Origin of the sequence: Nocardia sp. NPDC059236 (assembly GCF_042754085.1) — a bacterium.
Taxonomy (GTDB): Bacteria; Actinomycetota; Actinomycetes; order Mycobacteriales; family Mycobacteriaceae; genus Nocardia.
In genome coordinates this window covers 119,405-144,605 of sequence record NZ_JBHZAF010000006.1, presented here as the reverse complement: position 1 = coordinate 144,605, position 25,201 = coordinate 119,405, and the positions used below count along the sequence as shown (strand labels likewise).

At 68.9% G+C, this 25,201-nt stretch carries 26 protein-coding genes; 13 read left to right on the top strand and 13 right to left on the bottom strand.

The annotated features are described in order from the left end of the window. Positions 1-72: 72 nt before the first annotated feature. Positions 73-1,080 carry a hypothetical protein gene (locus ACFXIV_RS17795; protein WP_379400544.1) on the bottom strand — a complete coding sequence of 336 codons (1,008 nt, stop codon included), beginning with the start codon at positions 1,078-1,080 and terminating at the stop codon, positions 73-75. Between the two features lie 141 nt (positions 1,081-1,221). Between ACFXIV_RS17795 and ACFXIV_RS17790 the strand changes: the two genes are divergently transcribed. Both ACFXIV_RS17790 and ACFXIV_RS17785 read left to right on the top strand, forming a co-directional pair. Beyond that, entirely contained in the window at positions 1,222-2,496 is a 1,275-nt protein-coding gene (locus ACFXIV_RS17790; RefSeq protein ID WP_379400545.1) for a hypothetical protein, read from the top strand. Positions 2,497-2,853: 357 nt separating this feature from the next. Beyond that, the gene (locus ACFXIV_RS17785; RefSeq protein WP_379400546.1) at positions 2,854-4,233 is read left to right on the top strand and encodes an Hsp70 family protein; all 1,380 of its coding nucleotides are present in this window, start codon (positions 2,854-2,856) and stop codon (positions 4,231-4,233) included. A gap of 23 nt (positions 4,234-4,256) precedes the next feature. Here ACFXIV_RS17785 and ACFXIV_RS17780 read toward each other — a convergent pair whose 3' ends face one another. Then, positions 4,257-5,852 carry a carboxylesterase/lipase family protein gene (locus ACFXIV_RS17780; RefSeq protein WP_379400547.1) on the bottom strand — a complete coding sequence of 532 codons (1,596 nt, stop codon included), beginning with the start codon at positions 5,850-5,852 and terminating at the stop codon, positions 4,257-4,259. Positions 5,853-6,035: 183 nt separating this feature from the next. Between ACFXIV_RS17780 and ACFXIV_RS17775 the strand changes: the two genes are divergently transcribed. Together ACFXIV_RS17775 and ACFXIV_RS17770 are read left to right on the top strand one after the other, a co-directional pair. Beyond that, positions 6,036-7,256: a cytochrome P450 gene (locus ACFXIV_RS17775; protein WP_379400548.1), complete on the top strand. Its 1,221-nt coding sequence runs from the start codon at positions 6,036-6,038 to the stop codon at positions 7,254-7,256. Between the two features lie 84 nt (positions 7,257-7,340). Beyond that, complete coding sequence (locus ACFXIV_RS17770; RefSeq protein WP_379400549.1) at positions 7,341-7,751, top strand: hypothetical protein; 411 nt, start codon at positions 7,341-7,343, stop codon at positions 7,749-7,751. Positions 7,752-7,810: 59 nt separating this feature from the next. On the opposite strand, the gene ACFXIV_RS17765 is transcribed toward ACFXIV_RS17770, so the two are convergent. Further along, on the bottom strand, positions 7,811-8,272 hold the full coding sequence (locus tag ACFXIV_RS17765; protein WP_379400550.1) for a PaaI family thioesterase: 462 nt from the start codon (positions 8,270-8,272) through the stop codon (positions 7,811-7,813). A gap of 149 nt (positions 8,273-8,421) precedes the next feature. Between ACFXIV_RS17765 and ACFXIV_RS17760 the strand changes: the two genes are divergently transcribed. After that, positions 8,422-9,072, top strand: a complete 651-nt coding sequence (locus ACFXIV_RS17760) for a GntR family transcriptional regulator (RefSeq protein WP_379387790.1) — start codon at positions 8,422-8,424, stop codon at positions 9,070-9,072. Then, entirely contained in the window at positions 9,072-10,298 is a 1,227-nt protein-coding gene (locus tag ACFXIV_RS17755; RefSeq protein ID WP_379400551.1) for an MFS transporter, read from the top strand. Before ACFXIV_RS17760 ends, ACFXIV_RS17755 begins: the two co-directional genes overlap by 1 nt. 77 nt (positions 10,299-10,375) lie before the next feature. Here the strand turns inward: ACFXIV_RS17755 and ACFXIV_RS17750 are convergent, their stop codons facing one another. Together ACFXIV_RS17750 and ACFXIV_RS17745 are read right to left on the bottom strand one after the other, a co-directional pair. Beyond that, positions 10,376-11,536, bottom strand: coding sequence for an acyl-CoA dehydrogenase family protein (locus ACFXIV_RS17750; RefSeq protein WP_379400552.1), 1,161 nt, complete (start codon positions 11,534-11,536; stop codon positions 10,376-10,378). Positions 11,537-11,541: 5 nt separating this feature from the next. After that, positions 11,542-11,727: a hypothetical protein gene (locus ACFXIV_RS17745; RefSeq protein ID WP_379400553.1), complete on the bottom strand. Its 186-nt coding sequence runs from the start codon at positions 11,725-11,727 to the stop codon at positions 11,542-11,544. Positions 11,728-11,846: 119 nt separating this feature from the next. Here ACFXIV_RS17745 and ACFXIV_RS17740 point away from each other — a divergent pair, with 119 nt between their 5' ends. Continuing rightward, complete coding sequence (locus ACFXIV_RS17740) at positions 11,847-12,431, top strand: TetR/AcrR family transcriptional regulator (RefSeq protein WP_379400554.1); 585 nt, start codon at positions 11,847-11,849, stop codon at positions 12,429-12,431. A 21-nt stretch (positions 12,432-12,452) separates the two neighbouring features. Here the strand turns inward: ACFXIV_RS17740 and ACFXIV_RS17735 are convergent, their stop codons facing one another. Together ACFXIV_RS17735 and ACFXIV_RS17730 are read right to left on the bottom strand one after the other, a co-directional pair. Then, the gene (locus tag ACFXIV_RS17735; protein WP_379400555.1) at positions 12,453-13,142 is read right to left on the bottom strand and encodes a dienelactone hydrolase family protein; all 690 of its coding nucleotides are present in this window, start codon (positions 13,140-13,142) and stop codon (positions 12,453-12,455) included. A gap of 117 nt (positions 13,143-13,259) precedes the next feature. Then, positions 13,260-13,583, bottom strand: coding sequence for a rhodanese-like domain-containing protein (locus tag ACFXIV_RS17730; protein WP_379400556.1), 324 nt, complete (start codon positions 13,581-13,583; stop codon positions 13,260-13,262). 80 nt (positions 13,584-13,663) lie between these two features. Between ACFXIV_RS17730 and ACFXIV_RS17725 the strand changes: the two genes are divergently transcribed. Then, complete coding sequence (locus ACFXIV_RS17725) at positions 13,664-14,137, top strand: MarR family winged helix-turn-helix transcriptional regulator (protein WP_379400557.1); 474 nt, start codon at positions 13,664-13,666, stop codon at positions 14,135-14,137. After that, positions 14,137-15,129, top strand: a complete 993-nt coding sequence (locus ACFXIV_RS17720) for an LLM class F420-dependent oxidoreductase (protein ID WP_379400558.1) — start codon at positions 14,137-14,139, stop codon at positions 15,127-15,129. The genes ACFXIV_RS17725 and ACFXIV_RS17720 overlap by 1 nt, the downstream gene beginning before the upstream one ends. A 162-nt stretch (positions 15,130-15,291) precedes the next feature. Here the strand turns inward: ACFXIV_RS17720 and ACFXIV_RS17715 are convergent, their stop codons facing one another. Beyond that, the gene (locus ACFXIV_RS17715) at positions 15,292-16,608 is read right to left on the bottom strand and encodes a family 1 glycosylhydrolase (RefSeq protein ID WP_379400559.1); all 1,317 of its coding nucleotides are present in this window, start codon (positions 16,606-16,608) and stop codon (positions 15,292-15,294) included. A gap of 67 nt (positions 16,609-16,675) precedes the next feature. On the opposite strand from ACFXIV_RS17715, the gene ACFXIV_RS17710 reads away from it, so the two are divergent. After that, positions 16,676-17,257 carry a TetR/AcrR family transcriptional regulator gene (locus tag ACFXIV_RS17710; RefSeq protein ID WP_379400560.1) on the top strand — a complete coding sequence of 194 codons (582 nt, stop codon included), beginning with the start codon at positions 16,676-16,678 and terminating at the stop codon, positions 17,255-17,257. A 15-nt stretch (positions 17,258-17,272) separates the two neighbouring features. Here the strand turns inward: ACFXIV_RS17710 and ACFXIV_RS17705 are convergent, their stop codons facing one another. Beyond that, a complete protein-coding gene (locus ACFXIV_RS17705) occupies positions 17,273-17,827 on the bottom strand; it encodes a hypothetical protein (protein WP_379400561.1) in 555 nt (184 codons plus the stop codon). After that, complete coding sequence (locus ACFXIV_RS17700) at positions 17,824-17,991, bottom strand: hypothetical protein (RefSeq protein ID WP_379400562.1); 168 nt, start codon at positions 17,989-17,991, stop codon at positions 17,824-17,826. The genes ACFXIV_RS17705 and ACFXIV_RS17700 overlap by 4 nt, the downstream gene beginning before the upstream one ends. A gap of 55 nt (positions 17,992-18,046) precedes the next feature. Here ACFXIV_RS17700 and ACFXIV_RS17695 point away from each other — a divergent pair, with 55 nt between their 5' ends. After that, complete coding sequence (locus ACFXIV_RS17695) at positions 18,047-19,072, top strand: multiprotein-bridging factor 1 family protein (RefSeq protein WP_379400563.1); 1,026 nt, start codon at positions 18,047-18,049, stop codon at positions 19,070-19,072. Here the strand turns inward: ACFXIV_RS17695 and ACFXIV_RS17690 are convergent. After that, entirely contained in the window at positions 18,983-21,472 is a 2,490-nt protein-coding gene (locus tag ACFXIV_RS17690) for an aminotransferase class I/II-fold pyridoxal phosphate-dependent enzyme (RefSeq protein WP_379400564.1), read from the bottom strand. The two genes, ACFXIV_RS17695 and ACFXIV_RS17690, sit on opposite strands and share 90 nt — an antisense overlap. Further along, positions 21,469-22,488, bottom strand: coding sequence for a helix-turn-helix domain-containing protein (locus ACFXIV_RS17685; RefSeq protein ID WP_379400565.1), 1,020 nt, complete (start codon positions 22,486-22,488; stop codon positions 21,469-21,471). Before ACFXIV_RS17685 ends, ACFXIV_RS17690 begins: the two co-directional genes overlap by 4 nt. 342 nt (positions 22,489-22,830) lie before the next feature. Here ACFXIV_RS17685 and ACFXIV_RS17680 point away from each other — a divergent pair, with 342 nt between their 5' ends. Next, a complete protein-coding gene (locus tag ACFXIV_RS17680; protein ID WP_379400566.1) occupies positions 22,831-23,208 on the top strand; it encodes a hypothetical protein in 378 nt (125 codons plus the stop codon). A gap of 54 nt (positions 23,209-23,262) precedes the next feature. Next, on the top strand, positions 23,263-23,904 hold the full coding sequence (locus ACFXIV_RS17675; protein ID WP_379400567.1) for a hypothetical protein: 642 nt from the start codon (positions 23,263-23,265) through the stop codon (positions 23,902-23,904). On the opposite strand, the gene ACFXIV_RS17670 is transcribed toward ACFXIV_RS17675, so the two are convergent. Continuing rightward, the gene (locus tag ACFXIV_RS17670) at positions 23,905-25,182 is read right to left on the bottom strand and encodes an ROK family transcriptional regulator (RefSeq protein ID WP_379400568.1); all 1,278 of its coding nucleotides are present in this window, start codon (positions 25,180-25,182) and stop codon (positions 23,905-23,907) included. Between the last annotated feature and the right edge of the window lie 19 nt (positions 25,183-25,201).

Here is a 25,201-nt window from a genome sequence, read left to right as displayed (position 1 = left end):
TCGATGCGATGGGGGAGATTGCCGGGTGGTCCGCCGCGCCGGGTGCGGGCGCGGCGGACCGGTCACGGTGTTTCAGTGGTGCATGTCGCCGGTGGTCGTCGGGTGCGAGGTGTCGACGGCACTGTGCGACAACGAGGTTCCGGGGTCCGAGGTCAACCCCGTCGACAGCCCGCCCCCGGATGCCGACAACCCGCTGTGATCGACCGCCCCCGAATCCGTCGCGGTGAGGTCGACCGGATGCGGCGTCGTCGTGACCGCTGTGTGGTCGGGCACCGTGGTGACGGCGGCGGGCGCGGGGGTGGCGGGCGCGGCGGTCGGTACGACGGAAGTCGTTGCCACATGCGAGGAGTCCGCCGTCACCGGCGTGGGCGCGGGGGCGGGAGTGGACCCGCCGCCGGCCAGCAGCGCATCGGCGTTGGTGCCGGCGTGCGCTTCCGCACCTCCGGTGGCGCTCCCGCCCAGATCGGCACCGGGCGCGGTCGCCCCGGTGGTGGGGTGCGTGCCCGCATCGGTGCCGGCTCCGACCCCCGCGGTGGCACCGGCTCCGACCCCCGCGGTGGCACCGGCTCCGACCCCCGCGGTGGCACCGGTCCCGAGATCCGCGCCGGGCGCGGTCGCACTCGTATGGATGCCCGCGCCGCCCGGCGCGCTCGTGGACGAGCCGCCACCGGTGCTCGGGGGCGTCGCCGTTCCAGCGCCATTGGCAGACACGCCGACCTGTCCGGTCCCGCCGCCCGACGTGGTCAGCGCAGGCGCGCCGCCGGGCGTAGCCGGGATCGTCGAATGGGCAGGGATACCAGCCGCATCCGCGCCCGGGGTTGCCGTCTGCCCGAGCGAAGAGCTCCCGAGGGCGCCGAGATCGGCGGCCGGCGCGGTGGCCACCGGATGCACCGAGCCACTGGTCAGCGCAAAGGAATTCGCAACTGCACCCGGCGTCGGCACCGCGGCCGCCTTCGACAGCGTGTCCGAAATGGGCTGTGCCGCGGCATTGGACGGCACGGCCGTGGACACCGGCGTCACCGCCACCGGCGCCACCGCATTCGCCACCGCCGCACCCGACACGGCAGCAGTGGCGCCCATACCAGCCGAAATCCCCTGCCCTGCATGAAGACCGCTCACACCGGAGGAGTTGAACCCACCGACGCCGCCACCCATCCCGGACGCCCCGAGCGAGCCACCCGACGACAACGACGACGACAGCGAGGACGACAACCCCGCTCCGTGCGATCCACCCACCTCACCGGAAACACCGCCGCCACTCGCCCCCGACGCCCCGACCGACAGTCCGCTCCGCTCCTGCAAACCACCGCCCGCGTTCCCCTCACCCCCGCCAACCCCATTCCCCGCGAACCGCTCCCCCGCCGCTCCCGCACCCCGCTGCCCCTGATCCGGATGATGCGCCCCGTCCCCGACATGCGCCCCAACCCCCACGGACGCACCCGTCCCGACCCCACCGGCCACATGCCCACCGACATCCCCGTGCCCGCTCACACCACGGTGCCCATCCGAACCCCCGTGCGCCCCAGCCTGTCCCGCCCCACCAGGCCCACCGTGCTGCCCATGATCACCGGAACCCCCATGTCCATCCGAGCCACCACGCAGGCCCGGCCCACCCTGCTCACCCGGTCCACCATGCTCACCCGGTCCACCATGCTCACCGGGACCACCGTGCTCACCAGGGCGGCCATGATCGTGGGAGCGATCGGGCTCACCTGGTCGGCCGTCGCCTTGGTGGTCGGGGCCGCCGGGGTTCGGGTGGCCGCCCCAGTTGCCGGGCTGGCCGTGGCCGGGGTGGTCACCGAAGCCGTTGTGGTCGCCGGATCGGTCGTGGTCGTGGGATCCGAGGTCGCCACGAATGTTTGCGGGGTTGCCGAAGGCCGGGCGGCCGAAGTCACCGCGCTCACCGAAATCACGGTGGTCGCCGAAATCACCACGCTCACCGAAATCAGCACGTGCGTCGAAGTTGCTGTGCTCGCCGAATTCGCCGCGGGTGTGAAGACCCTCGTGGACGTCGAAGTGCTCACGCTGGTCGAACCGCTCACTGGTGTCCATACGCTCGTGATCGCTCAACGTCGCACGGGTATCGAAACGCTCCCGGTCGTCGAAACGCTCCCGGTCGTCGAAACGCTCCCGGTCGTCGAAGCGGGCATGGTCGCCGAATACCGGTCGGGCGCTGTGGTTTTCGCCCCAGCGAGAACTCTCACGCGCACCGATTCCATCGCGCTCACCGAAGCCCTCGCGCTCACCGAAGCCCTCGCGCCCCTGGAAGTGCTCACGCTCGCCGAAGGTCTGGTTTTCGCTGAAGCTCTCACGTTCCGCGAAGGCGGTCTGCCCCTGGAAGGCGTGGTGCTGGTGATCGGCGAGGCCTGTGTTCGCAATTCCGACATCGCTGCCGTACCGGCCGATGTCGGAACTCGAGTTCTGCGTGACCGATACCGACTGGTCGACGGATTGCACGTCGAAGCCCGGACCGATGCCCTCGGAATGGTCGAGTGAGATGTTCACCTCGCTCGACACCGATGATTCACCGATGTTTCCGAATTCCACGGCGGGCGATTCATGGAATACGTTACCGTCGATTCCCATGCCTATCGGTCCGATCTGGGCCGAACCGTATGATTCCGCGTCGACAGCCATTGCCTTTTCCTCTCGATACCGTGGCGGCGTTCCTCAGTTGAAGAGGAGGCTATGACCCTGATCTGGGAGAACGCTCGGAGCGGGCTGTGGATTCGAGACACGTGGCCCTGAGCATCCGGACAGCGCACGCACAGCCGGCACACAGCGGGTTACCAGTTCGGGTCCCTACTGTTTTCGCACGAGCGAATATCCCCGACGACGGAATGGAGCCGCAGCATGGCAGAGGCGCTGGGCATAGTCATCGGATCCGACGCATTCGTGCGCGCCGCGAACAGTAACCGGCGGAGCGCCCGAATTCCCGGTGTAATTCGTTTCGAATCCGCCGACCGCCCGGTACTCGGCACGCTGGCCGGCACCTACGCACATTCCGACTCGAACTGCGAATTCCGGGATTTCACCACCCGGGTGGGTGATCCGATTCCCGTGGTCGCGGGCGACGGCACCGCCCGGACCGGGGCCCAACTGGTCGCCACCGCGATCGCCCTGCTGCTCGAGCCGGGATGCACCGCCGTCGTCGCGCACCCGGTGACGTGGACCGAGCAGGCCGTGCGCGAGCTCCGAGAGTCATTGGCGCAGAAGCATACTCACGCAACACTCGCCAGCGAGGCCGAGGCCGCCGTCGCCGCGCTGCGGGCGTCCGGCGAGATGGATCCGGAAGCCACACTCCTGCTGTGCAATGTCGGCAAGTCGGGTATGGACGTGGCCGTGTTGACGGCGATCGGTGACAGCGTCCGAGTCGATCAGGCCGTCCACTGCCACGAATTCGGTGGTGACCTGGTGGATTCCCTGTTCGTGACACATGTGCTGGACCAGGTGGCCGCCGCACACCCCGGATTCGATCCCGCCGATCGCCGCAATTGGCCCGCGCTGCGCGAGCTGCGCACCGGGGTCACGCGCGCCAAACATCAGCTGTCGAGCAACGTCTCCGCCACCATCGAGGTGAATCTGCCCGGCATCCGCGACAATCTGCGCATCGTGCGATCCGAGTTGGAGTCCGTGATCGCCGATCCGGTATGGCAGGCGGTGCAGCGCATCACGCAATCACTCGACAGCGCGCTCCGAACCGGCCACGCCGTCGACTGCATCGTCCTCACCGGTGGCAGCTCGGCGATTCCGCTCCTCACCGAGAACCTTTCCGCTGCAACCGAAGTCCCGATCATCACCACCACCGATCCGGCACACACGGTGATCCGCGGCGCCACCCTGCTCGCCGCCCGCACGCTGCGTACCCGTCCCCGTCCCGACTCTGCGGCACGCGTCCTGCCGCCGGGCATATCGGCCGCTGCCGCCGCACCAGCACCCGAGCGCGCACCCGTGCCACAGCCGAGATCCGCTGCACCCCAGCCGAAGCCGATGGTGGCGAAACGACTCCCGACGTCGCCACCGCCCCGACCCGGAGACGCCGGCGACGACCGATCACAGTCGGGACGCCGCACGTCCAGGCCCGCCCTGTGGGCGGCTGCCGTCGCCGCCGCGGTGCTGGCGGTCCTCGGTGGTGTGGTCGTCGCTTTCGACCACACGCCCGCCACCGGTCCGCACACCTCGGCCACCTCCCAGGCGCCGGGCCACCCGACCTCGGCCGGCGGTCACCACTGAGCCGCCTTCCATCGGCGCCCCGCCTACCGCATCAGGTCTGTCCAGAACTCGCAGCGGTGGTCGGCGTAGAAGGCATCGGAGAACTGGTTGCCGCCGGGGCGGAAGGAGAGGAATGACGGTGCGGCCGTGGTGTATTGCGGGATGGCGGGCAATCCTTGCGGATCCGCGGTGCCCGCGGTGATGAAGCGGGTCCAGTAGCGGCGCATTTCGTCCTGCAGGCGCTGCTGGTCGGGGGTCATGGCGACGTGCAGGACCGGGCCGGCCTGCACGAGGTCGAAGAGGGAGGGGAGTTCCGCGGCGTGGTAGGCGCCCATCGGGAAGGTGCTGGGCGGGGCCAGGGCGGTCCGGTCGTCGAACTCGTAGACGTAGGTGGGGTTCTGGCGGCCGAAGTCGCCGACCTGGTCGGCCAGCCGGCAGACGAACTTGTCGGTCCAGGCCCGGGTGAGCGCCAGCGCGGGCTGCGCGTAGTCGCCGAGGGGGTACTCCGCCATGATCCGATCGACCTGCGCCCGGTCCATGCCGCCCAACCGGGTGGTGAGCAGGGTGGGATAGTCCGCGGCGGTCATCCTGGCGCCGAGCGGGATGCCGTAATCCATCCACACCCACAGCGCCATCTCGTCATGGTTGGAGCCGATGAAGGTCGGAACATGGTTCATCCCACCGGCTTTGAGGACCGCAATGGGATCGCGCGGGAGAAAGTCGTTGCCGTACACCACATTCGCCGACTCCGGCGCGTGATCGACGAGCACGTCCGCCGGAAGACTGCGCAGACAGGCCGCGTCCGCTCCCGGGCATCCGGCTCCGGCCGCCCAGGCATCACCCTCGGCCTCGGCGGCGGGGAGGGCTTGCCCGGCGCACAGGCCGCTCTGCATCATGGCCGCCTGGAACAGCCCGGCCGAGGAGGGTGTGGCCAGCTGCGTGCAGATCGAAACCCCGCCCGCCGATTCACCATCCACCGTCACCCGGTCCGGGTCGCCGCCGAACGCCGCGATATTGCGCTGCACCCAGCGCAGCGCGGCCTGCTGATCCATCAGCCCGTAGTCCCCCGAGCCGTCACCCTCGTCCAATGCGGAGGCGGCCAGGAAGCCGAACGTCCCGAGTCGGTAGTTGATGGTGACCACGATGCTGTCGCCATCGGGCTGCGACACCAGCGGCGCTGCGCCGTACATGCTTCCGGTGCCCGTCTGCAGGCCGCCGCCGTGAATCCACACCATGACCGGCAGGCCGCGGCCGTCGGCGGGCAGGGTGGGCGGCGTCCAGACGTTCAGGTAGAGGCAGTCCTCATCGGTCGAGCGCAGCCCGCCCGCGCCCGTGGCCTGCGCGCATTTCGGCCCGGCGTCGCGGGCCTCGCGCACGCCCGGCCACGGCGGCACCGGTGCGGGCGGCCGCCAGCGCAGCCCGCCCACCGGCGGTGCGGCGTAAGGGATTCCATTGAAGAGCCGGTAGTCCGGGGCGAGCACGCCGTGCAGGCTGCCGCTGTCGATGGCGACGGTGTCGGGGGCAGCCGGCAGGGCCCGCGCCACCGGTCCGTTCACCGCGAAGACCGTCACCAGCAGGGCGACCACCGAGAGCACCGCCCCGGCTCCCCATCCCATCCACTTCCGGTCGCGCACGATCACCCGAGCCTCCTGGGCCAGCAGCGTTATCGCGTAATCGTTCGATACTAATCGGCTGTCCGGTACGGAGGCCCGGAGTCTCGAGATCCGCGCAAAACCCCTGCATACGAGTGGGTCACCGCGCGGCGGCCGTCTCACGGCGAGACGGCCGTTGACAGTCGGTTCAGGGCCGGAAACCGTGGGCCCATGACCCGGACCTCACCCGACGCCCTCGATCTGTTCGACCCCGCGCACCTCGACGATCCCTATCCGCTGTACCGGCGACTGCGCGAGGAATCGCCGGTGTACCGCATCCCGGGCACCGACTTCTACCTGGTGACCTCATGGGATCTGGTGACCGAGGCGGTGAATCGGCCCGCCGAGTTCTCCTCGCACCTCACCGGCGCGCTGCTGCGGCAGGAAGGTCGGCCGCCCGCCACCTTCGACATGGACGGCGGCGGCCAGGCCATCCACGTGCTGGCCACCGAGGACGATCCCAGCCACCAGGCACAGCGGAAACTGGTCCAGCCCTTGCTGGCCAAGCGGATTCGCGGGCTCGGACCCACCGCCGCCGAGCTGGTGGACCGGTTGTGGGCCGAGCAGCTGCACGACGATCGCATCGACTGGGCGACCGGTATGGCCGACCGGCTGCCGCTGGCGCTGGTCGCCGACATCGTCGGGCTTCCGGATTCGGATGTGCCGCAACTGCTCACGTGGGCCTACGACAGCACCGAGATGCTGGGCGGGGTCGTCGAGGCCGAACGCTTCGGACAGCTGGTCACCGCCGCCACCGAGCTGGCCGCCCACCTGCACACCAGGTTCGCCGCCGCCCGACAGGATCCGGGCGACGACCTGCTCGGCGTACTGGCCCGCGCCTGCACGGCCGGCGACATCACCGACGCGGTGGCGGTGCTCATCCTGGTCCAACTCGTCGGCGCGGGCGGCGAATCCACGGCCGGGCTGATCGCCAACGCCGCGCGAATGCTCGCCACCCGCCCCGAACTCCAGGACGAGCTGCGCCGCGAACCCGCGCTGCTGCCCGCGTTCCTCGACGAGGCGCTGCGGCTGGAATCACCCTTCCGCGGCCATCATCGGCACGTCACCACCGATACCGCGCTGGGCGACACCGAGATTCCCGCGGGCAGCCACGTGCTGCTGCTGTGGGGTGCGGCCAATCGGGATCCGGCCCGCTTCGAACATCCCGACGCCATCGACCTGGACCGCCGCAGCGGGGCCAACAATCTCGCCTTCGGGCGCGGCATCCACTTCTGCATCGGCTCGGCGCTGGCCAAACTGGAGGCCACCGCGGCCCTGACCGCGCTGCTGGACCGCACCACCGGATTCACCCTCGTCGAAGACGCCCCGCCGCAGTGGTTTCCGAGCATCTTCGTGCGCCGCCACCGCAACCTGCCGCTGCGCATCCGCTGATCCGCCCGGATTCTTCCGCGCGTCCGCCGCGTGCCGGAGGCTCGGTCACGGCATGATCGTCGTCGATCGGGGGGATTCACCGTCGTGACCACAGGAAAAGGGGTTCTGTTCGTGAAGACCGTGTACCTCCGCCGCATCGCCCTGGCCACGCTCGCCTGCGCCGCCTCCGGCGCCTTCGCCGCCCCCGCGTCCGCCGACGCGGCCCCGCAGCAGATCACGCTCGACTACTCCAAGGGCCGCTGCGCCCAGACCACCCTGCTGGCCCACTCGTTCACGCCCACCACGCTGGAGATCACCACCTCCAACAATTTCACCGACGACGCCAAGATCGACATGAACGGGCAGCGCACCCCGCTGCCCGACACCTACGGCGCCCAGACCACCCGGATCGACCTGGGCACCCCGATGCCCGGGGTCATCCCCTTCGAGGTCTCCGGCTCGGAGTGGCCGGGCAGCGCCGGCACCGGCTGCAAGGGCTGGATCATCATCGCCTGACACGCCCGCGAGAACGACCGAGCCCCGGAGGTCTTCCTCCGGGGCTCGATCGTTTCGGCTCACTTGCCGTGGGCGCGCAACTGGTACAGACCCTCGGTCTCGGCCACCACCACGCCATTGGCGTCGGTCACCACGGCCTCGAGAGTGAAGTCGGCCTTGCCCTTGGCCTCGGCCTCCGCGGTGATGCGCGCGATCTCCTCCTCCGACAGCGTGGCCTCGGCGCGCACATCGGTGGCGGCGGGCTTCCGGAAGAAGATGTGCAGATCCTTCACCAGGGGGAAGTACTTGGCGGTGTCGAAGCTGGCGATGGCGAGCGCGCCGCCCAGGATCTCCGCGACGGTGAACAGCACGCCGGCGTACATGACGCCGAAGTGATTGCCGTTGCCCTCGACCGGCACCGTGGTGGCGGCGAAACCGGGGCGCACCTCGTCGGCCCGCACCCCCATCTTGTGCGCGATCGGAATCGTGAACTCCAGACCACTGTTCACGACCTCGTTCAGCGGCGGGGCATCGTTCCCCATGCGGACCTCCTCGTCCCGGAAATAGGGCAACTTACTGACGTATTGCCAACAACGTGAATCATTATGGGTGAGAGGGTTGCGGCGCAACTCTTTCAGCCCCCGGGTGAAACCCGCCACATTCGGGCAAATCATCCCATGTCACCCCTAGTATGCAAGTTGTGTCCAAGACCTTCTCCGCCGCCGAGCGGGCCTACCGCGAAATCAAGGAACGGATCCTGAGCGGCGACCTGCCGGGCGGGGAGCTGGTCAGCGAGAACGAGATGGCCGGGGAGCTGGGCACCTCCCGCACCCCGGTCCGCGAGGCCTTCCTCCGGCTCGAGACCGAGGGCTGGATGCGGCTCTACCCCAAGCGCGGTGCGCTGGTGGTGCCGGTGCCCTCGCGCGAGGCCGAGCATGTGATCCATGCCCGCTACATCGTGGAAACCGGCGCGGTGGACGCGCTCACCCGTATCGCCCGCGCGGGGCTGATCCCCCGGCTGCGCGAATCCCTGGACCGCCAGGGCGAACTCGCCGACGCGGGCGACCTCGACGAATTCGCCATCGTGGACGCCGATTTCCATCGCGAGTACGTGGTGGCCGCCGACAATCCGCTGCTCATCGGCTTCTACGACTCGCTGCGCGAGCGCCAGCGCCGGATGAACAGCGTTGCGCTGCACCGAGGCGAGACCCATCCGCACCGGATCATCGAGCAGCACACCCGGCTCGCCGACCTGATCGAAGCTGCCGACGCCGCCGGTTTCGCCGAAGCACTCGCCGAGCACCTCACCGACGTGCACGGCGTGACCCTGAGAGGACTGTGATGGCGACGCTGACAGCCGTCGGCACCCGCACCACCGGTATCGGCACCCATCCCAGGGCGTGGCTCGGCGTGGCCGCGGCGATCTTCGCGATCGCCTGGGGCGGTAATGAATTCACGCCGCTGCTGGTCATGTACAAGCGGGACGGGCTGCCCGTCACCACCGTGGATCTGCTGCTGTTCGAATACGTGCTGGGCATCGTCCCCGCGCTGCTCATCGGCGGCCCGCTCTCCGACCGCTACGGCCGTCGGCCGCTGATGCGGCCCGCGCCCTTCATCGCGGCCACCGGCTCGACCCTGCTGGCCTTCGGATCCGCTTCCGTCCCCATGCTTTCCGCCGGACGCGTGCTGTGCGGCATCGCGCTGGGCCTGGCCATGGCGGTGGGCAGCAGCTGGCTCAAGGAACTCTCGCAGCCGCCGTTCACGGCCGAGACCGCCTCGGGCACCGGGGCGCGGCGCTCGGCCATGAGCCTCACCGGCGGCTTCGGCGTGGGCGCGGGCGTGGCCGGGGTGCTGGCCCAGTGGGCGCCGTGGCCGGACACCCTCGCCTACCTGATCAATGTGACGCTGTGCGTGCTGGCGGCGGCGCTGCTGTTCCGCGCCCCGGAAACCACTGCCCCGCAGGCGAATCCGGGTCGGCTGCTGGACGATCTGAAGGTCCCCGCCGCCGCGCACCACCGCTTCCGCACCGTGGCGCTGCCGGTGTGCCTGTGGCTGTTCACCTCGTCGGCGGCGGCCTACGCCATCATGCCGACGCTCATGATGCCCAAGGTGCACGGCGCGCCCATCGCCTTCTCGGCCCTCATCACGGTCATCACGCTGGGCTGCGGGTTCGGCATCCAGTCCGTCGCCCGCCGCATCGACCGGCCGGGCTCGCTGCGCCTGCCGGTCCTGGCGCTGAGCCTGGTGATCACCGGAATGGTGCTGGCCGCAGCGGCTTCCGCGACCCTCACCATGTGGCTGACCGTGCTGACCGCCATCGCGCTGGGCATGGGTTTCGGCAGCGGCCTGGTCGCGGGCCTGCTCGAGATCGAGCGCATGGCCCGGCCCGACGATCTCGCCGGACTGACCGCGGTGTTCTACGCGGTCAGCTACCTCGGCTTCGGCGTCCCGGCCGTCATGGCGGTCTGCCACGACAGCACGGGCATCGGCTACCCGGCCATGTTCGGCGTCCTCGCGGCCGGGTGCGCTCTCTGCCTGGGCATCGTGAGCCGCGCCCGCGCAGCCTGACCCGAGCTGCAGAAAACTCCGGAAAACAGTGGCGGCGGCCCGAATTCGGCCGCCGCCACTGTCGTATCGCCTCCGCGTCACAGCGAGCGGGAGATGATCTCCTTCATGATCTCGCTGGTGCCGCCGTAGATGCGGTTCACACGCGAACCCGTGTACATGTTCGCGATCGGGTACTCCATCATGTAGCCGTAGCCGCCGAACAGCTGCAGGCACTTGTCGACCACCTTGTCGGCGGTCTCGGCGGCGAACAGCTTGGCCATGGACGCGGTCGACGGATCGTTCTTGCCGTCGATGTACTGCTGAATCGCGTAGTCCACCAGCGTCTTGATGGCCAGCGCCTCGGTCTTGACCTCGGCCAGGGTGAAGGCGTTGTGCTGGAACTTCCCGATCGGGCGGCCGAACGCCTCGCGCTCCTTGGAGTAGCGCAGCGCCTCCAGCACCGCCGCCTCGGCCAAGGCCGAGCACAGGCTGGCGATGATCAGGCGCTCGCGGGCCAGCTGCTCCATCAGCTGATAGAAGCCCAGACCCTCCTGCGCGCCGAGCAGATTGGCGACCGGAACGCGCATGTCGGAGAAGAACAGCTCGCGGGTGTCCTGGGCGTGCTGGCCCATCTTCTCCAGCACCCGGCCGCGCTCGAAGCCCGGCAGATCCTTGGTCTCGGCCACGATCAGCGAGACGCCGGCCGCACCCTGGGACGGGTCGGTCTTGGCCACGATCACCAGCAGATCGCAGTGAGTTCCATTGGAGATGAACGTCTTCGAGCCGTTGATGATGTAGTGGTCGCCCTCGCGGATGGCGGTGGTGCGCACCGACTGCAGGTCCGAACCGGTGCCCGGCTCGGTCATGGCGATGGCCAGCACCAGCTCACCGCTGATGATGCCCGGCAGCCACTTCCGGCGCTGCTCCTCGTTGCCGTAGTGATAGACGTAGTGCGACACGATCGGCGAGTGCACCGAGAAACCGAAGCCATTGTCGTGCGCGTAGACCAGCTCCTCCTGGACCACGGCCTGCAGGCCGAAATCGCCGCCCGCGCCGCCGAATTCCTCGGGCAGGTCCAGCCCGAGCAGACCGGCGTCACCGGCCTTGTTCCAGAACTCGCGATCGACCATGTGCTGCTTGGTCCAGCGCTCGCGGTTGGGCGCGGACTCCTTGCGGAAGAACTCCGCCGCGTGCTTGCGCAGCTCGCGGTGCTGGTCCGTCTCCCAGGTGGGACGGTAGTCGGGGAACAGTACGGACATCGGTGTCACTCTCCGTTGTTGCATCGGATGCCGTTGAGCGGCAGGTCGTCCCGAGCGGCGATGGCTTCGAGCTCGGCAATGGTCTTGTCGGCGAACGCCGCCCCCAGCGCGGTGGACACCGCGCGTTCCGCGCCGAGCATGTCGGCCACCGGTCGATCCCCGGTCAGGGGCCGCATCGCTGGTTCCGCCATGCAGCGAACGATACAGTTGTATCGTAAACGGGTCAATGATAACGCCGGCTCAGCGCCTGACCGGGAACCGCTACTACTCGACGTAAAATCGGCGGACGCAATCGACGAGTTGAGGGGCGATGCTGAATCCACGAGCCACCAATGACGACCTGACCGCCAAGGCCCGTATCCGCAATGCCGCCATGGACCTGTTCGCCCAGTACGGCGACTCCCGGGTCTCGCTGCGCGCGGTGGCCGCCGAGGCCGGCGTCACTCTCGGGCTCGTCCAGCACCATTTCAAGACCAAGGACGGCCTGCGCGACGCGGTCGACAAGCTGGTCGTCGACTACTTCGCCCAGACCGTCGCTTCGATTCCCCCCACCGGCACGCACGCCGAAGTCGCGTCGGCCCGCGACGAAGCGGTCCGCCGGATGCTGCACGACAACCCGGCCGTCGTGAACTACATCCGCCGCTCGCTGCTGGAACCCTCGGAAACCCGCATCCACCTGCTGGACGCGCTCGTGGACCTGACCCGCAGCGAGGTCACCGGCTTGCGGGAGGCCGGCCTGGCCTCCACCGACAAGCCCGAATCCGCCCAGATTGTCGCCGTCCTGATCCGCCAATTCGGCGAACTCCTGCTGGCCCCGATGCTCGACGCCGTCTGGGAACGCGTCTCCCCCGACAACCCCACCCGCCCGCGCCTGTCGATCACCGTCAGGGACTGAGCACCCGGAGCCGGACCGGGCTCAGCGCAGGTGAGTCTCGAAGAAGGCGAAGATGCGATTCCAGGCGTCCTCGGTGGCCTCTTCGTTGTAGCCGAGGCCCGCGACCCGGATGACCGGTTCGGCGGGGGTGAGGTTGGCGAAGGCGTGGGTGACGCCGGGGTAGGTCTTCACATCGTGGTCGATGCCGTAGTCGGTCAGGACGCGTTCGAGTTTCGGGCCGCGGCCGGGATTGGCGGGGTCGAGGGCGCCGTAGCTGGCGACGATGGGGCAGGAACCGCGCAGGATGTCCTCGTAGTTGCCGCGGCCGGAGGGATAGAACGGCGCCGCGGCGTCGAAACCCTTGGTGGCGGCCAGGAGTGCGAACCCGCCGCCCAGGCAGAAGCCGACCACGGCCACCCGGCCGGTGCAGTTCGGATCGGCGATGAGATGGGCGCGGGCGCTGAGGATGTCGTGGACGGTGGTGCCGTTCCCATTGGACAGCAGTTCCCGGATCACGCTCGGCACGCACCGAACCCGGCCGCGCGCGAAAAGATTCGGGACGATGGCGAGATACCCGTTGCCGGACAGGCGGCCGGCGATGGTCCGCATGTCGTCGTTGACACCCACCATGTCGTGCACCACCACGACACCGGGCCAGGGCCCGGGTCCGGCCGGAGTGGCGATATAGGCGTCGATGGTGCCGTCAGGTGTGGTCAGTTGGATCGTGCTCACCGGTGAGCCCCCTCCGTCGGAGATCGAACTAACCGGGGCATCGTAGCGCGTCTGGGACAATGCGCCGCTTCCCCGCCGCGTATCGCGACGGGGGCGGCCGAGTTCCGGTGCGTGCGATCAGCTTTCGACGGGCAGACCCGCCTCGGTCCAATCCTCAATACCGTCGCGGTACTTGCGGACATTGGTGTAGCCCAGCCGCTCCAGCCGTGTGGCCACGTTCTGGCTGTTGGGGCAGGCGGCGTTGGAGCAATAGGTGACGATGGCCGCGTCGCGATCCGGAAGCAGGTGCGGCGCGCGGCTTTCCACCTCGGCCTCGACCAGCGCGAGCGCGCCGGGGAGGTGGGCCTTGGCGTAGTACTCGCCGCCGAGGGCGTCGAGCACGATGACCGAACCGGCCTCGATCTCCTGCACGAGTTCGTCGCGTGTGATGAGTGCGGTCATGGGAGTTCCTTTCCGAAAATTATGTGCGTGCGCACGCTACTACTTACGTGCGCGCGCACGCAACTGGTTATGATGGGCCGGTGTCCGCCTCCCGATCCCATCCGGCCGTCCACGCCTGGGCCGCCCTGCTGCAGGTCCACGCGAAACTCGTGCCCGAGCTCGACGCGGCCCTGCGCCGCGCCACCGGACTGCCACTGAGCTGGTACGACGTGCTGCTGGAACTCGATGGGCCACACCGGCTCCGAATGAGCGACCTGGGTGAGCGGGTGGTGCTGAGCCGCACCCGGGTCAGCCGCCTGGTGACCGAGATGGAGTCGCACGGTTTGGTTCGGCGTGAATCCAATCCGGACGACGGCCGCTCGGCGTTCGTGAGCATTACCGATGCGGGCCGCCACCGCTTCCGTGAGGCCGCGCCGCACTATCTGACCGGCATCGAGCAGCGCTTCGGGGGCAGACTGGACCCGGCCGAACTCGAGACCGTGGCAACGGCATTGCGCAAGGTGCTCGGCCCGGTCGAGGTGGCCACACCGGATTCGAACAGAGGAGACATCTAGTGCGTTTCGGCATCTTCATCCCGCAGGGCTGGCGGCTCGACCTGGTCGGCATCGATCCCGCCGCACAGTGGGGAGTGATGCGGGACCTGGCGCAGCGCGCGGATTCGGGGGACGTCTGGGAGTCACTGTGGGTGTACGACCACTTCCACACCGTGCCGGTCCCCACCGAGGAGGCCACCCACGAGGCGTGGTCGCTCATGTCCGCGCTGGCGGCCAGCACCACGCGCATCCGGCTGGGCCAGATGTGCACCGCCATGAGCTACCGGGACCCCGCCTACCTGGCCAAGGTCGCCGCCACCGTGGATCTCATCTCGGGCGGCCGGGTGGAAATGGGCATCGGCGGCGGCTGGTACGAGCACGAATGGCGCGCCTACGGTTACGGATTCCCCTCCGCCGGTGTGCGATTGGGCCGCCTGGACGAGGGCGTGCAGATCTTCAAGCAGGCGTGGACCACCGGCAAGGCCACTCTCGACGGCAAGCACTACCAGGTCGACGGCGCGATTGTGCGCCCGCTTCCCCTGCAGGAGGGCGGAATTCCGATCTGGATCGCGGGCGGCGGCGAGAAGGTGACGCTCCGCATCGCGGCGAAGTACGCCCAGTACACCAATTTCGCGGGCGATCCGGAGACCTTCACCCAGAAGTCGGACCTGCTGCGCGCCCACTGTGCCGCGGTCGGAACGGAATTCGACGCCATCACCCGGAGCTCCAACTTCAATACCCTGGTCGGCGCGACCGAGGCCGAGGTGCAGGACCGCCTGTCCCAGCTGGAGGCCCGCCTGACCCCCTTCGTCGGAGCCGAGGGCGCGGCCCAGCACGTGAAGGATATGTTCCGTGACTCCCCCGCCGTCGGCACCCCCGAGCAGATCGTCGAACGGCTCTCGCGCGTCAAGGATCTCGGGCTGGGCTACTCCATCCACTACTTCCCGGAGACCGCCTACGACACCTCCGGCCTGGAGCTCTTCGAGCGCGAGGTCGTTCCCGCACTGCGCTGAACCCGAAAACCGCCCGCTGACACCGATGTCCGGGTCAGCGGGCGGCATGCGGTGCATCGCCGGATCGGACCGATGGGTCGACACCCGATGCGCGGTTCGGGTCGGTCAGGGGGAAGCACCTGACACGGTGTCGCACGGCCGATCCGGCGAGCCGCCGGGTGGTCAGCGGGGCAGCGTCACCGGATCGGTGCAGCTGGCGGGGGCGTCGACCAGCGAGCAGGTCTTGGGCTCGCGGGTCGGGCGGTAGTCGGCGGGGACGCCGCCCGCGCGGGTGATCTCGGTGTAGGCCGGGACCGCGTCGGTGGGGCGGCGGGTGAGGGTGGGGTCGGTCAGGACGTCCACCGTGTAGAGGCCGAATCGCGGTGTGTAGGAACCCCATTCGTAGTTGTCGGTGAGGCTCCAGTAGTTGTAGCCGATCACGTTCATGCCGTCGGCCTTGGCGCGCTGTACCCAGTAGACGGTGTCGCGCAGGTCGTCCGCCCGGGTGTACCCGTCGTCGCGCGGCCTGCCGTTCTCCGTGGGCATGCCGTTCTCGACGATATAGAGCGGCTTACCCGGGAAGGCGTGCGAATAGTGTTCCAGCGCATAGTAGATGCCGTCGGCCTGCAGCGGGTTGTGCCAGAGCTGGCTGATGTTCGCCGAACGCAGAGCGTCCGGGGACAGGCCGTAGTAGTAGTCGATTCCGATGTAGTCCAGCTTGGCGGCGATCTTGCCGATGAGCGGGCCGTTCACCGCGTCCTCCGCCGACGGGAGGTAGGCGACATTGCTGGTGACCAGCGCGTCCGGCTGGACCTGGTGGATGTAGTCGTAGATGGCGTTGTGCGCCTGCGCGATCCGGTCCTGCATTATCGGCACCGCGGTCACCGGCAGCGAGCCCATCCGGACCTCGTTGATCATGTACATGGCCGGCTCGTTGAACGTGACCCAGAGCGGATTGCCCGCCGCGTAGCGGTCCACGATGGTGCGCGCGTTGGCCAGCCAGTCGTCGACCATCCCCGGCCGATTCCAGCCGCCCCGATCCGCCTCCCAGCCCGGGTACACCCAGTGGTCGAGGGTCAGCATGGGCCGCATGCCCGCCGCCTCGATGGCCCCGATCACCCTGTCGTAGAAGCGAAGTCCGTCCTCGTCCCACACGCCCGGCCGGGGCTGCACCCGCGCCCATTCGATGCCGATCCGGTACACCTTCACGCCCAGCTGCCTCGCCAGCTGGATATCGGACTCGTAGCGGTCGGCGAAGTCGATCGAATCCCCGTACGGGTCATCGGTTTTCCCGGAGGCGGCGTAGCGGGACCAATTGCTGTCCGGCGCATGCCCTTCGGACTGGAATCCCGAGGCCGCCACGCCCCACAGGAAGTCCGGGCCGAGCGGCGCGATCCTGGCGGGCGGTTCCGGCCGGGCGAAGGCCGGGGCCGCACTCACGGTGAGGGCGGCGGAGGCAGCCAGGACGACCAGGGCGAGGTTGCGGCGGCGGAATCGCATGGGCAAAACCGTACAGCGCTCGGTTTTGGTGGACAAGCAACTCTCAGAGTCCGCTTAAACTCGACCGATGGCGAAACGAGGCCCCTACGGGAAAGGCATCGAACGGCGGGAGCAGATCCTGGAGGCCGCGCTGCACACCATTGCCGAGCGCGGATTCCTGGCCACCTCGGTGGCCGAGCTGGCCGAGGCGGTCGGCCTGAGCCAGAGCGGGCTGCTGCACTACTTCGGCTCCAAGGAGGAGCTGTTCGTCGCGGTCCTGCGCAAACGCGACGAGATCGACGTGGCCGCCATGGGCGACCCCACGCCCGAGGCGCTCATCCAGCTCATTCGCCGTAATACCCAGGTGCCCGGCCTCATCGAGCTGTTCACCCACATGCAGGCGGCCGCCGCCGATCCGAACCATCCCGCCCACGAGTACATGCGCCTGCACTACGAACTCGGCACCGCCGGCTTCGCCGAGCTCATCCGCGGCATGCAGCGGGCGGGCGGCATCCCCGAGTCCGTCGACGCCGAGGTGATGGCCACCGCGTTCATGGCCCTGGCCGACGGCCTGCAATCGCGCTGGCTCATCGACCCGTCCATCGACATGGAGTTCTATCTCCGGCAGTGCTGGACCCGGTTCACCGGCATGACGTTCAGCGGCGACTGACCGATCCACGCCGCCTCAATGACTGCCCGCCAGCGTCAGCGCGCCGATCAGCGCCGACGTCGCCACCGAGACGCCGGTGACCGACCACCCGTTGCCGGTCACCCGCGCGGTCACCAGTGCCGCCACCACCAATGACAGCGAGGGCAGGGTCGCCACCGCGTACAGCGTGCGTGCCGGCACCGCGGACAGCGACAGGCAGCCGATCAGAACCCGGTGCGGCACCATCCATTTCGCGCAGCGCGGTCCGTGTGCTCGCCGGTGGGGCGGCCGGGCGGCGCGCCACCGATCCCGCTCCGCGATCCGCGTGGCCAGCCTGACCACCACCTCGGGGAGGTCGAGCCCCAGCGCCGCCGCGCGTTCCGCGGCGGACCGCAGGGCCGCCGTGCCGTCCACCAGCGGATCGCTGAGCAACTCGTCCAGCCGCATCCCCTCGAGGGCCTGCTCGCGCGTCAACAGACGTCCGGGCAGCCAGGTCAGCACCCAGTTCCCGCCACCCGGATCGGGGATGTGGTACGCGATCTCAGGGGTGACGTCGCTGGTGATGGACCGATCGGTCACCTGCAGGGTCATATCGTCCTCGCTGTCTCGAATTCCGGTGCGATGCCGAAAGTCTGCGAGTCCGGCTCGGTGTCGTCCATCGAACTGCCCACTGGCCCTTGCTCTTTGCCGCGAACAACGGACATGTCGCAGGCGCGGCCGCGAATCATCGGATCGCTGGCCACCGGCATGGCCACGAACTAAGCTTTCGTGACACGCCCTGGGCATCGGGGTCGGCGCAGGGGGCCCGGCATGACGCGCGCGTATCCGATCGGCGAACCGATCGGCGACATGATCCGCAGGCTGCGCAAGGAACGGGGCCTCACCCAGAAAACCCTGGCCGACAAGGCCAAATGCTCACGCAGCCTGATCCAGCAGATCGAACAGGGCACCCGCGTCCCGCAGCTGTCCCTGCGCGAGAGACTGAGCGCCGTCCTCGGTGTCGCCCTGCCCGCCACCGGACGGATGGGCTCCGTGGCCGGGACCGCCGACCAGGTACCCGACACCCTGCGCATGCGATTCAACGTGCTGCTGGGCCAGGATCCCGCGGTGGCCGAACACGCCCTGCGCATCGCCCAGCGTCTCGTCGAGGCCGCTGCCGCCGGTCCGGAGGTGACCGCCCTCCAGGCCATTGCCCGCCGGCAGCTGGAACGCGCGGAAAGCATTCTGGCGCAGGTGCCTTCGCGTATCGCACGGGTACCGGAATGGAACACCGTCACCGACTGGTGCACGGTGCTCGAGCAGGCGACCAGATCGGTTCGGATGGTGCATGTCGCCGGATTCGCGGCGATCGGCGGGGAGGCGGGCGACGAATACCACACCGCGATGCTCCGGCTCGCGGCCCGGACCGGGGCGGCCACCCTCGATATGCGCCGGATCTATGTCATCGACTCGATCGCGGACCTGTGGCCCTACGACGATCGCCTGTGGCGGCTGGCCCGCGCCGGAATCACGAACCTGGTGGTCAAGCGCGAGCACGCGCCCAATGCCCAGGGCCTGCTGGTGGTGGACGAGAAATTCACCGTCTCCGGTGAATACGACAACTTCCGCGAGGGCCGCCTGGCGACCCGGTTCTCGGCTCTGCAGCCCGACATCAACTTTCAGCTGGATCGTTTCGACCGGCTCGAAGCGCTGCACCGGCGCGGCCGAGCCATCGGCATCAATGCACTGATCGCGACCCCGCCGCTGTCACAGTTCGCTCATCTCGACACCGGCGATTGCCGCACCCTGTTCCGCACCGCCATCGAAAAGGCTTGGGACGACATCCCTTCCATCTGACCCCGGGGTCGCGCTGTACCCCAGGATCGCGGTGGCCGCGGCCGCACCGTACGCACGACTCGCGACATCCGGACGCACGGACGGGAAGTTCGAGCGATGTATCACGGTGACGTTGTTGGCCAGCGTCACCGTGCCGTCCACGCGGGTCACCACGCAGTTGCCACCCGACTTGGCCGTCAGATCGACCACCACCGCGCCGTTCGGCAAGGCCGCCAGACCCGACCGGTCCAGCAGCACCGGCGCGGCCGCCCCGCGCCGTCCGGCCGCGCACACCACCAGATTCGGACGGACGGAACGGATGTAGTCCGCGACCCGGTCCGGATCGGGATCGAGGAGAAAACGATTCGCGCCCCGGGCCGACGCGGCGGCGCGCTGCTCGGCTCGGCGACCGATGGCGGCCGGCGACGCATCACCACAGCGAACCGCGGCGTCGATGGCGGCGAGCCCGGCCTGCCCACAGCCGATGATCAGCGCGCGCACTACACAATCCGGATCCTGCTCGCGTAGGCGCTCACGCCCCTCGCGGTAGGCCACCTCACCGGCGATCCGGCTCATGGCGGTCAGCGGATCGAGGTGAGCCGTTTCGAGATCCGGTGGCATGTGCTCGAAGCCCACCGACTCCACCCCGTATTGACTCAGCCGGTGAATGGACCGGCGGCGTTTCACCGGATCCTGGAATCCGAGTAGAAGTTGCCCGGTCCGGGTCGGCATCGTATCCAGATCGTAGGCAGGCGGTTTCACCCAGGCGACCAGGTCGGCGACGGCGAAGACACACTCGGGTCCCGGCACCACCGAGGCGCCGGCGGCCCGATAGTCGGCGTCGTCGAACCGGGCCCACCGCCCGGCATCCTGCTCCACCACCACCTTCAGCCCGCTGCGGACCAGCGCCGTCACATCATCCGGCGTGGAGGCGACACGCAATTCGTGGGCGGCGGTTTCGCGCAGCACGCCGACGGTGGAGACACGGGGGGACCGAGCCGGAATCCGTCGTTCCAGCAAGGCGCCGGAATACGTCATGCCGGCGTCGATCCGCTGGAGCAGCCGCTCGATGCGGTCGAACAACTCGACGACCAGGTCCGGACCCACCTCACCGGTGGCGCGCCGGGGCGTTGTCACATTGAGCCGCACGCCCATTCGATGCGATCCGGTGCGGTCCAGCGCCACGCAGTCGATACCGGCCGCCATCAGCAGCAGGTCCTCCAGGTCCGCGCTGGATCGCACCGCCGCCGCCGACATCACCCCGGCATCGAATTCGATCGTGAGGAACATGCCGTCCCGGCTGCCCAGCGGCCGCAGTAGTTCGGTGCCGAATCCGGCATTGATCCCGGCCACCAGCCGACGCGCGGAATCCATCCGCTCCCGCAGCAGCACGCGGTTCCGGATCAGGTAGCCGTCCGAGGTGCCCTCGATCGTGGCACGGGCCAGATGCGTGGTCTCACGCTGGAAGGCGACACGCAGTCGCTCGCGTACCCGGGCCAGCCACTGCTGGTCTCCCGAACAGGCCGCACCCAGCTTGCACGGCCCGAAGGCATTGAACGCCTTGGAATTACCGGTGATGCTGAGGACCCGGTCATACAGGCGGACCGGACCATCGGCCGTCGGGACGACGATCGACGCAATCGGGATGTGCCCCTCGACCAGTAGGTCGAACGACATATCGCAGATCACCGGCACATCGGCGGCGACGAGTACCCGGCCGATCTCGACCAGCTGCTCGACGGTGTAGTCGGCGACCACCGGGTTGCCGGGCAGGGTCAGCAAGACGCCGCACAGATCTCCCTGCGCCGCATGGTGTTTCAGGGTTCGCTCGAGCGATACCGGGTCGATCCGGAAGTCGTTACCTGCGGTCACACTGCTGGTCGCCATCCGCATGCCGAACTTGGCGATGTGCCCGGCCACGCTCTTGTAGTAGCCCTCCGGGCAGACCAGGACGCCACCGGGCCGAGCCAGCGTGGCGATCGCCTCCTCCAGCAGGACGGTGCTCGAGTAGGGGCTGACGATCACCTCGCCGGGATCGATATCGACTCCCGGCATTCCGTCGATCGGTTGCGATATCCGCGCGAACAGCCGCTCGGCGGCCAACCGGCGCAGGACCGCCGGCTGCTTCTTGGCGTAGGGCGACCCGTCCCGGCCGCCGGTGAGATTTCCGCCGCCCGCCGCGCCATGACCGGCCATCACCTCGGCCCATGCGGAATTCAGGGCCGCCGTGGCGTTACGGTCCATGGGCAGCCCGGTTTCACCGTGATACGCGTCGATGATCCCGCGATAGATCCGGCCGTTCGTCCCGGCGAATCGGCTCTCGCTGTCGAGGTAGTTCCGCGCGAGATGCTTGCGCTGGTCGGAACGGTCCGCCACGTCGACCGGGTCCAGCGGCGGCGACACCGCGAACCCTCGGCTCATCTGGGCGCGCCTTCAGATCCGGGCTGCTCGTCGCTCCACGCCTGACGCAGGGCCGCACGGAAACGGTCGCGGCAGTCCTCCTGGTCCAGGTGCTCGAACCGAATGAGTCCCGTCCGTTCCACGAGATCGTTGACGACGAGCGCCATTCCGTCCGCCCTGAGATCGCGGAGGTGCTTGAACTTGCGGTGGGCGGTCTGGACATCGTGCCAGAGTGACGAGAACCGGCTGGAGTCACGCTCGCGGCGGCGGAAGTCATAGTCGCCCGCCAGCACGTAACTGTCGTCGACGATGAGCATGCCCTGTGCGTTGGGAGCGAACTCCCGGTTCACCAGGGTGGTTTCCACGTTCGCCTTGACCTGTTGCCAGAGCTTGTCCTCATAGGGCGTCACGTTCACAACGTCGTCGAGCACATAGACACGCTGCACCGAAACACCGGCTCGGGCCTTGGCGAGGATCGCCCGGTGGTATTCGACGCCGACGTCGCCGCCGATCGCGCCCAGTTCGGCGGTGTGGATCGCGCAGATCCGCTGCTGGGCGCGATCCAGCACCGTCAGCCAGTCCAGGACCGTATTCCATTCCGGCACAACGACACTGCCCGAGGGAATCTGCACCAACACCTCCTCGGCCCGGACCAGCTGGCGCTCGGCGATCTCCCGGAGCGGCACGAGCTGCTCACCCATGTCGTCGAGGTTGGACAGACTCTGAGCGAGCGCGAGGACGCGGGCGGCCAGGTCGGGCTTCTCGGTCGAGAGGATCTCGAAGCGGATGCGCAGGTCGCTGATGACACGCTCGGCCTCGGTCTCGTCGTCGAGGCCGGGCAGGCGTTCGCCCAGGGCCGCACTCAGCTTTTCGCGCTGGGGGCGGGGTGGAACGCGTCTGCCGTTCTCGATCTGTTGAATCAGACTGCGCGAGCAGCCGACCCGATCGGCCAGCGCCTCCTGGGTGAGATTGCGTTGCCGGCGGAGTCGCTTGACTGCCGCGCCGATCTGCTCGCCGTCCGAGGCCGAGCCAGACATGCTCGTCTCCCATCATGATCCGCATTGCTCAGACGTGTCACGCGAAGCCCATCCTAAGCACGATGTGTCATCTTCGCCATCGCAGATCTAGCACGAGTCTGCCGATTCTTTTACAGGTCAGGCTAAACGGGCGAAACGACCATGGCGGATATCAGCTGGGCCGCAGATCTGTGATTGGAATACGGCAACACTCAGCGCGGCAGCACCCAAACCGCTTGATATCTACGATATCCGGGATACTTGTACGCCGATACGCTTATTTCTAAGCAACCGTTGCTTTTTCAGTATCTGCCTTGAGCAATTCTTCTGGCTATGTGCCATCGAAGCACTCCAGTATCCTTGGTGCTACAACCACTCTTCGAGGAGGTTCCCGACCTCATGGCCCTCGAATTCACGCCCTGGACCGTCCGCAGCGACAAGACGCCCGAGATGGCCGTTCGCACAACACCTTCCACCGACAGCTGGGTGCTCACCTGGCTCCCGGACCGATTGCTCACCCAGGAAGCGGCCTGCCGCGGCCTGGTACTCGACGAGATCCTGAGCGATCCGAGTCCGGACGATCCCGATCAGGCGCTGTCGGTGGCCGAGCTGCTGGCCGCCGAGCTGGACCTCACCCTGCGCGAAGTCGTTGTGCTGCTGTGGGTTCGGTCCGCACAGCGAGACCTGCACACCGAATTCACACCGGCGCCGCCGCACCCGGCCGCCCCGGTCCACAGCTGATCAGCGAATCCGCTGACCGGCACCACCTTTCGAGATCCCGGGGAGGAGATCTCCATGACCACCGATTCCACCCTCCGATGTTCGCGCTGCGGCTGGACCAATGCGCACGATGCCGGCGCCTGCCGGGGCTGCAGGCGGCCGCTCGGGCAGGTCGCGGCGGTGCCGCTGCCGACAGCCGGGTATCGGAGGTCCAGTTTGATCGGCACCATCACCTCGCCGCCGCGACCGATGGAAATGCCTGCGCTGCAACCCTTGTGGTTCGTGGGTACCGCGGTGGCGCTGGTCGGCGAGGGAATGCTCCCGCTTTCGCGGGCGGCGATGGCGGTGACGGCGGGAGGGGTGGCCGTCACCGCCCTGCTCGTTCATCTGGCGGCCCGGCCCCGGATCGGCCCGCTGGCCCGGCTGGCCGGGCGCTGCGCGCCGGTACGCCGGTACCTCGGGATGCGGGTCGGTATCACCGATGATGCGGGGGCCCACTGGGTTCTGCATTTCCTGCCGCTGTTCGGCACCGACCTGCATCTGGGGGATCCCGCGTTCGCGGACGGCCACGAGAACCGGTTCGGGGAGTTCCGGGCGCTGACCGTCACCAATATCCGCACCGGCAACCGGCATTTCAGCCGCTGGGCGACCGGCTCGATCGCCGCCGCGACCAGCGTGGTGCTGGTCGGGCTGATGCTCGGGACCGCTCCCGCCTGATCAGGCGCCCGCCCGGGCCGCCGCCGGTAGCGGCGGCACCACCGCGGGGTCGGAAAGGACTGCGCGGCGGGCGAAGCCGAGGGCGCCGGTGAGAATCCCGTTCTCGCCGAGGGCCGTCGGGGTGACCCGCAGGGCCAGGGCGGGCGCGAGGGCCCGGCGACCGGCGAGGCGGGACTCGATGGCCGGGATCAGCCAGCGGAACCAGTCGCTCAGCAGGCCGCCCAGGACCACTTCGTCGGCGTCGAGGAGTGCTGTGATGGACAGGATCGCGGTACTGAGGGCCCGGGCCGCGGCGTCGAGCGCGGCCAGCGCGCGGGTATCGGCCCGGCTCAGCAGGGCCAACAGTTCGGCCTGGGCGGCCTGCGAACCCTTGTGACGCAGCAGTTCCCCGAGTCCGGCGGCCTCGAACACCGCCTCCGGGCCCGCGAAGCAGACCAGGCAGCCGCGGGCGCCGCAGACGCAGGCGGGGCCGTCCATGGCGACCGGGATGTGCCCGGGTTCACCGGCAATGCCGTGGCTGCCGGTGTGGATGCGGCCGTCGAGGACGACGCCGCCGCCGATCCCGGTGCCGGCCTCGATCAGAACCACGCCGCGCGAATCGTGCTGCAGAGCATGGAATTCGGCCAGCGCGGCCGCATTCGCGTCATTGACCACGTCGATCGCGACGACAGGCGCGGGCAGCCGGGCGGCCACCAGAGCACCCAGGCGCACAGGTTCCAGCCAACCGAAATCCGGTGCCAGCACGACGGTTTGCGCCGCGTCGTCGCGCACGGGTCCGGCCATGGCGATCACGACCCGGGCGAGCACCGGCGCGGTGTGCGGGCCCGAATCCGTTTCGGCGGCGGCGAATCCGGGTAAGGACGTCTCGATGCGGGCGGCGACGGCGGCGACGGCGTCCGCCATGGCCTCGGGCGTTCCGGGGGCCAGGTCGTGCGGCACGACCTCGCGGTGCACGACGCCGCCCGCGAGATCGGAGACGGCGACACCGAGATGCTCGGAGGAGATCTGGATCGCGGCCACCGCGGCGCGGCGCGGTTCGAGGCGGAGCGGCCGGCCGGGCCGGCCGCGGGTGCCGGAGCGGAGGACGTCGTCCTCGCGGAGCAGGCCGCGGTCGGTGAGATCGGCGACGAGGGCGGTGACGGAACCGTGGGCGAGTCCGGTGGCGGCGGCCACCTCGGTGCGGGGGCAGGGACCGTGGTCGGCGAGGTGACGCAGGACCAGGCCCAGATTGCGGCGGCGGATGGCGGCGGCGTCGGTGGGCGGGGGTGCGGGATCCACGGGGTTGAGACTAGGGTGT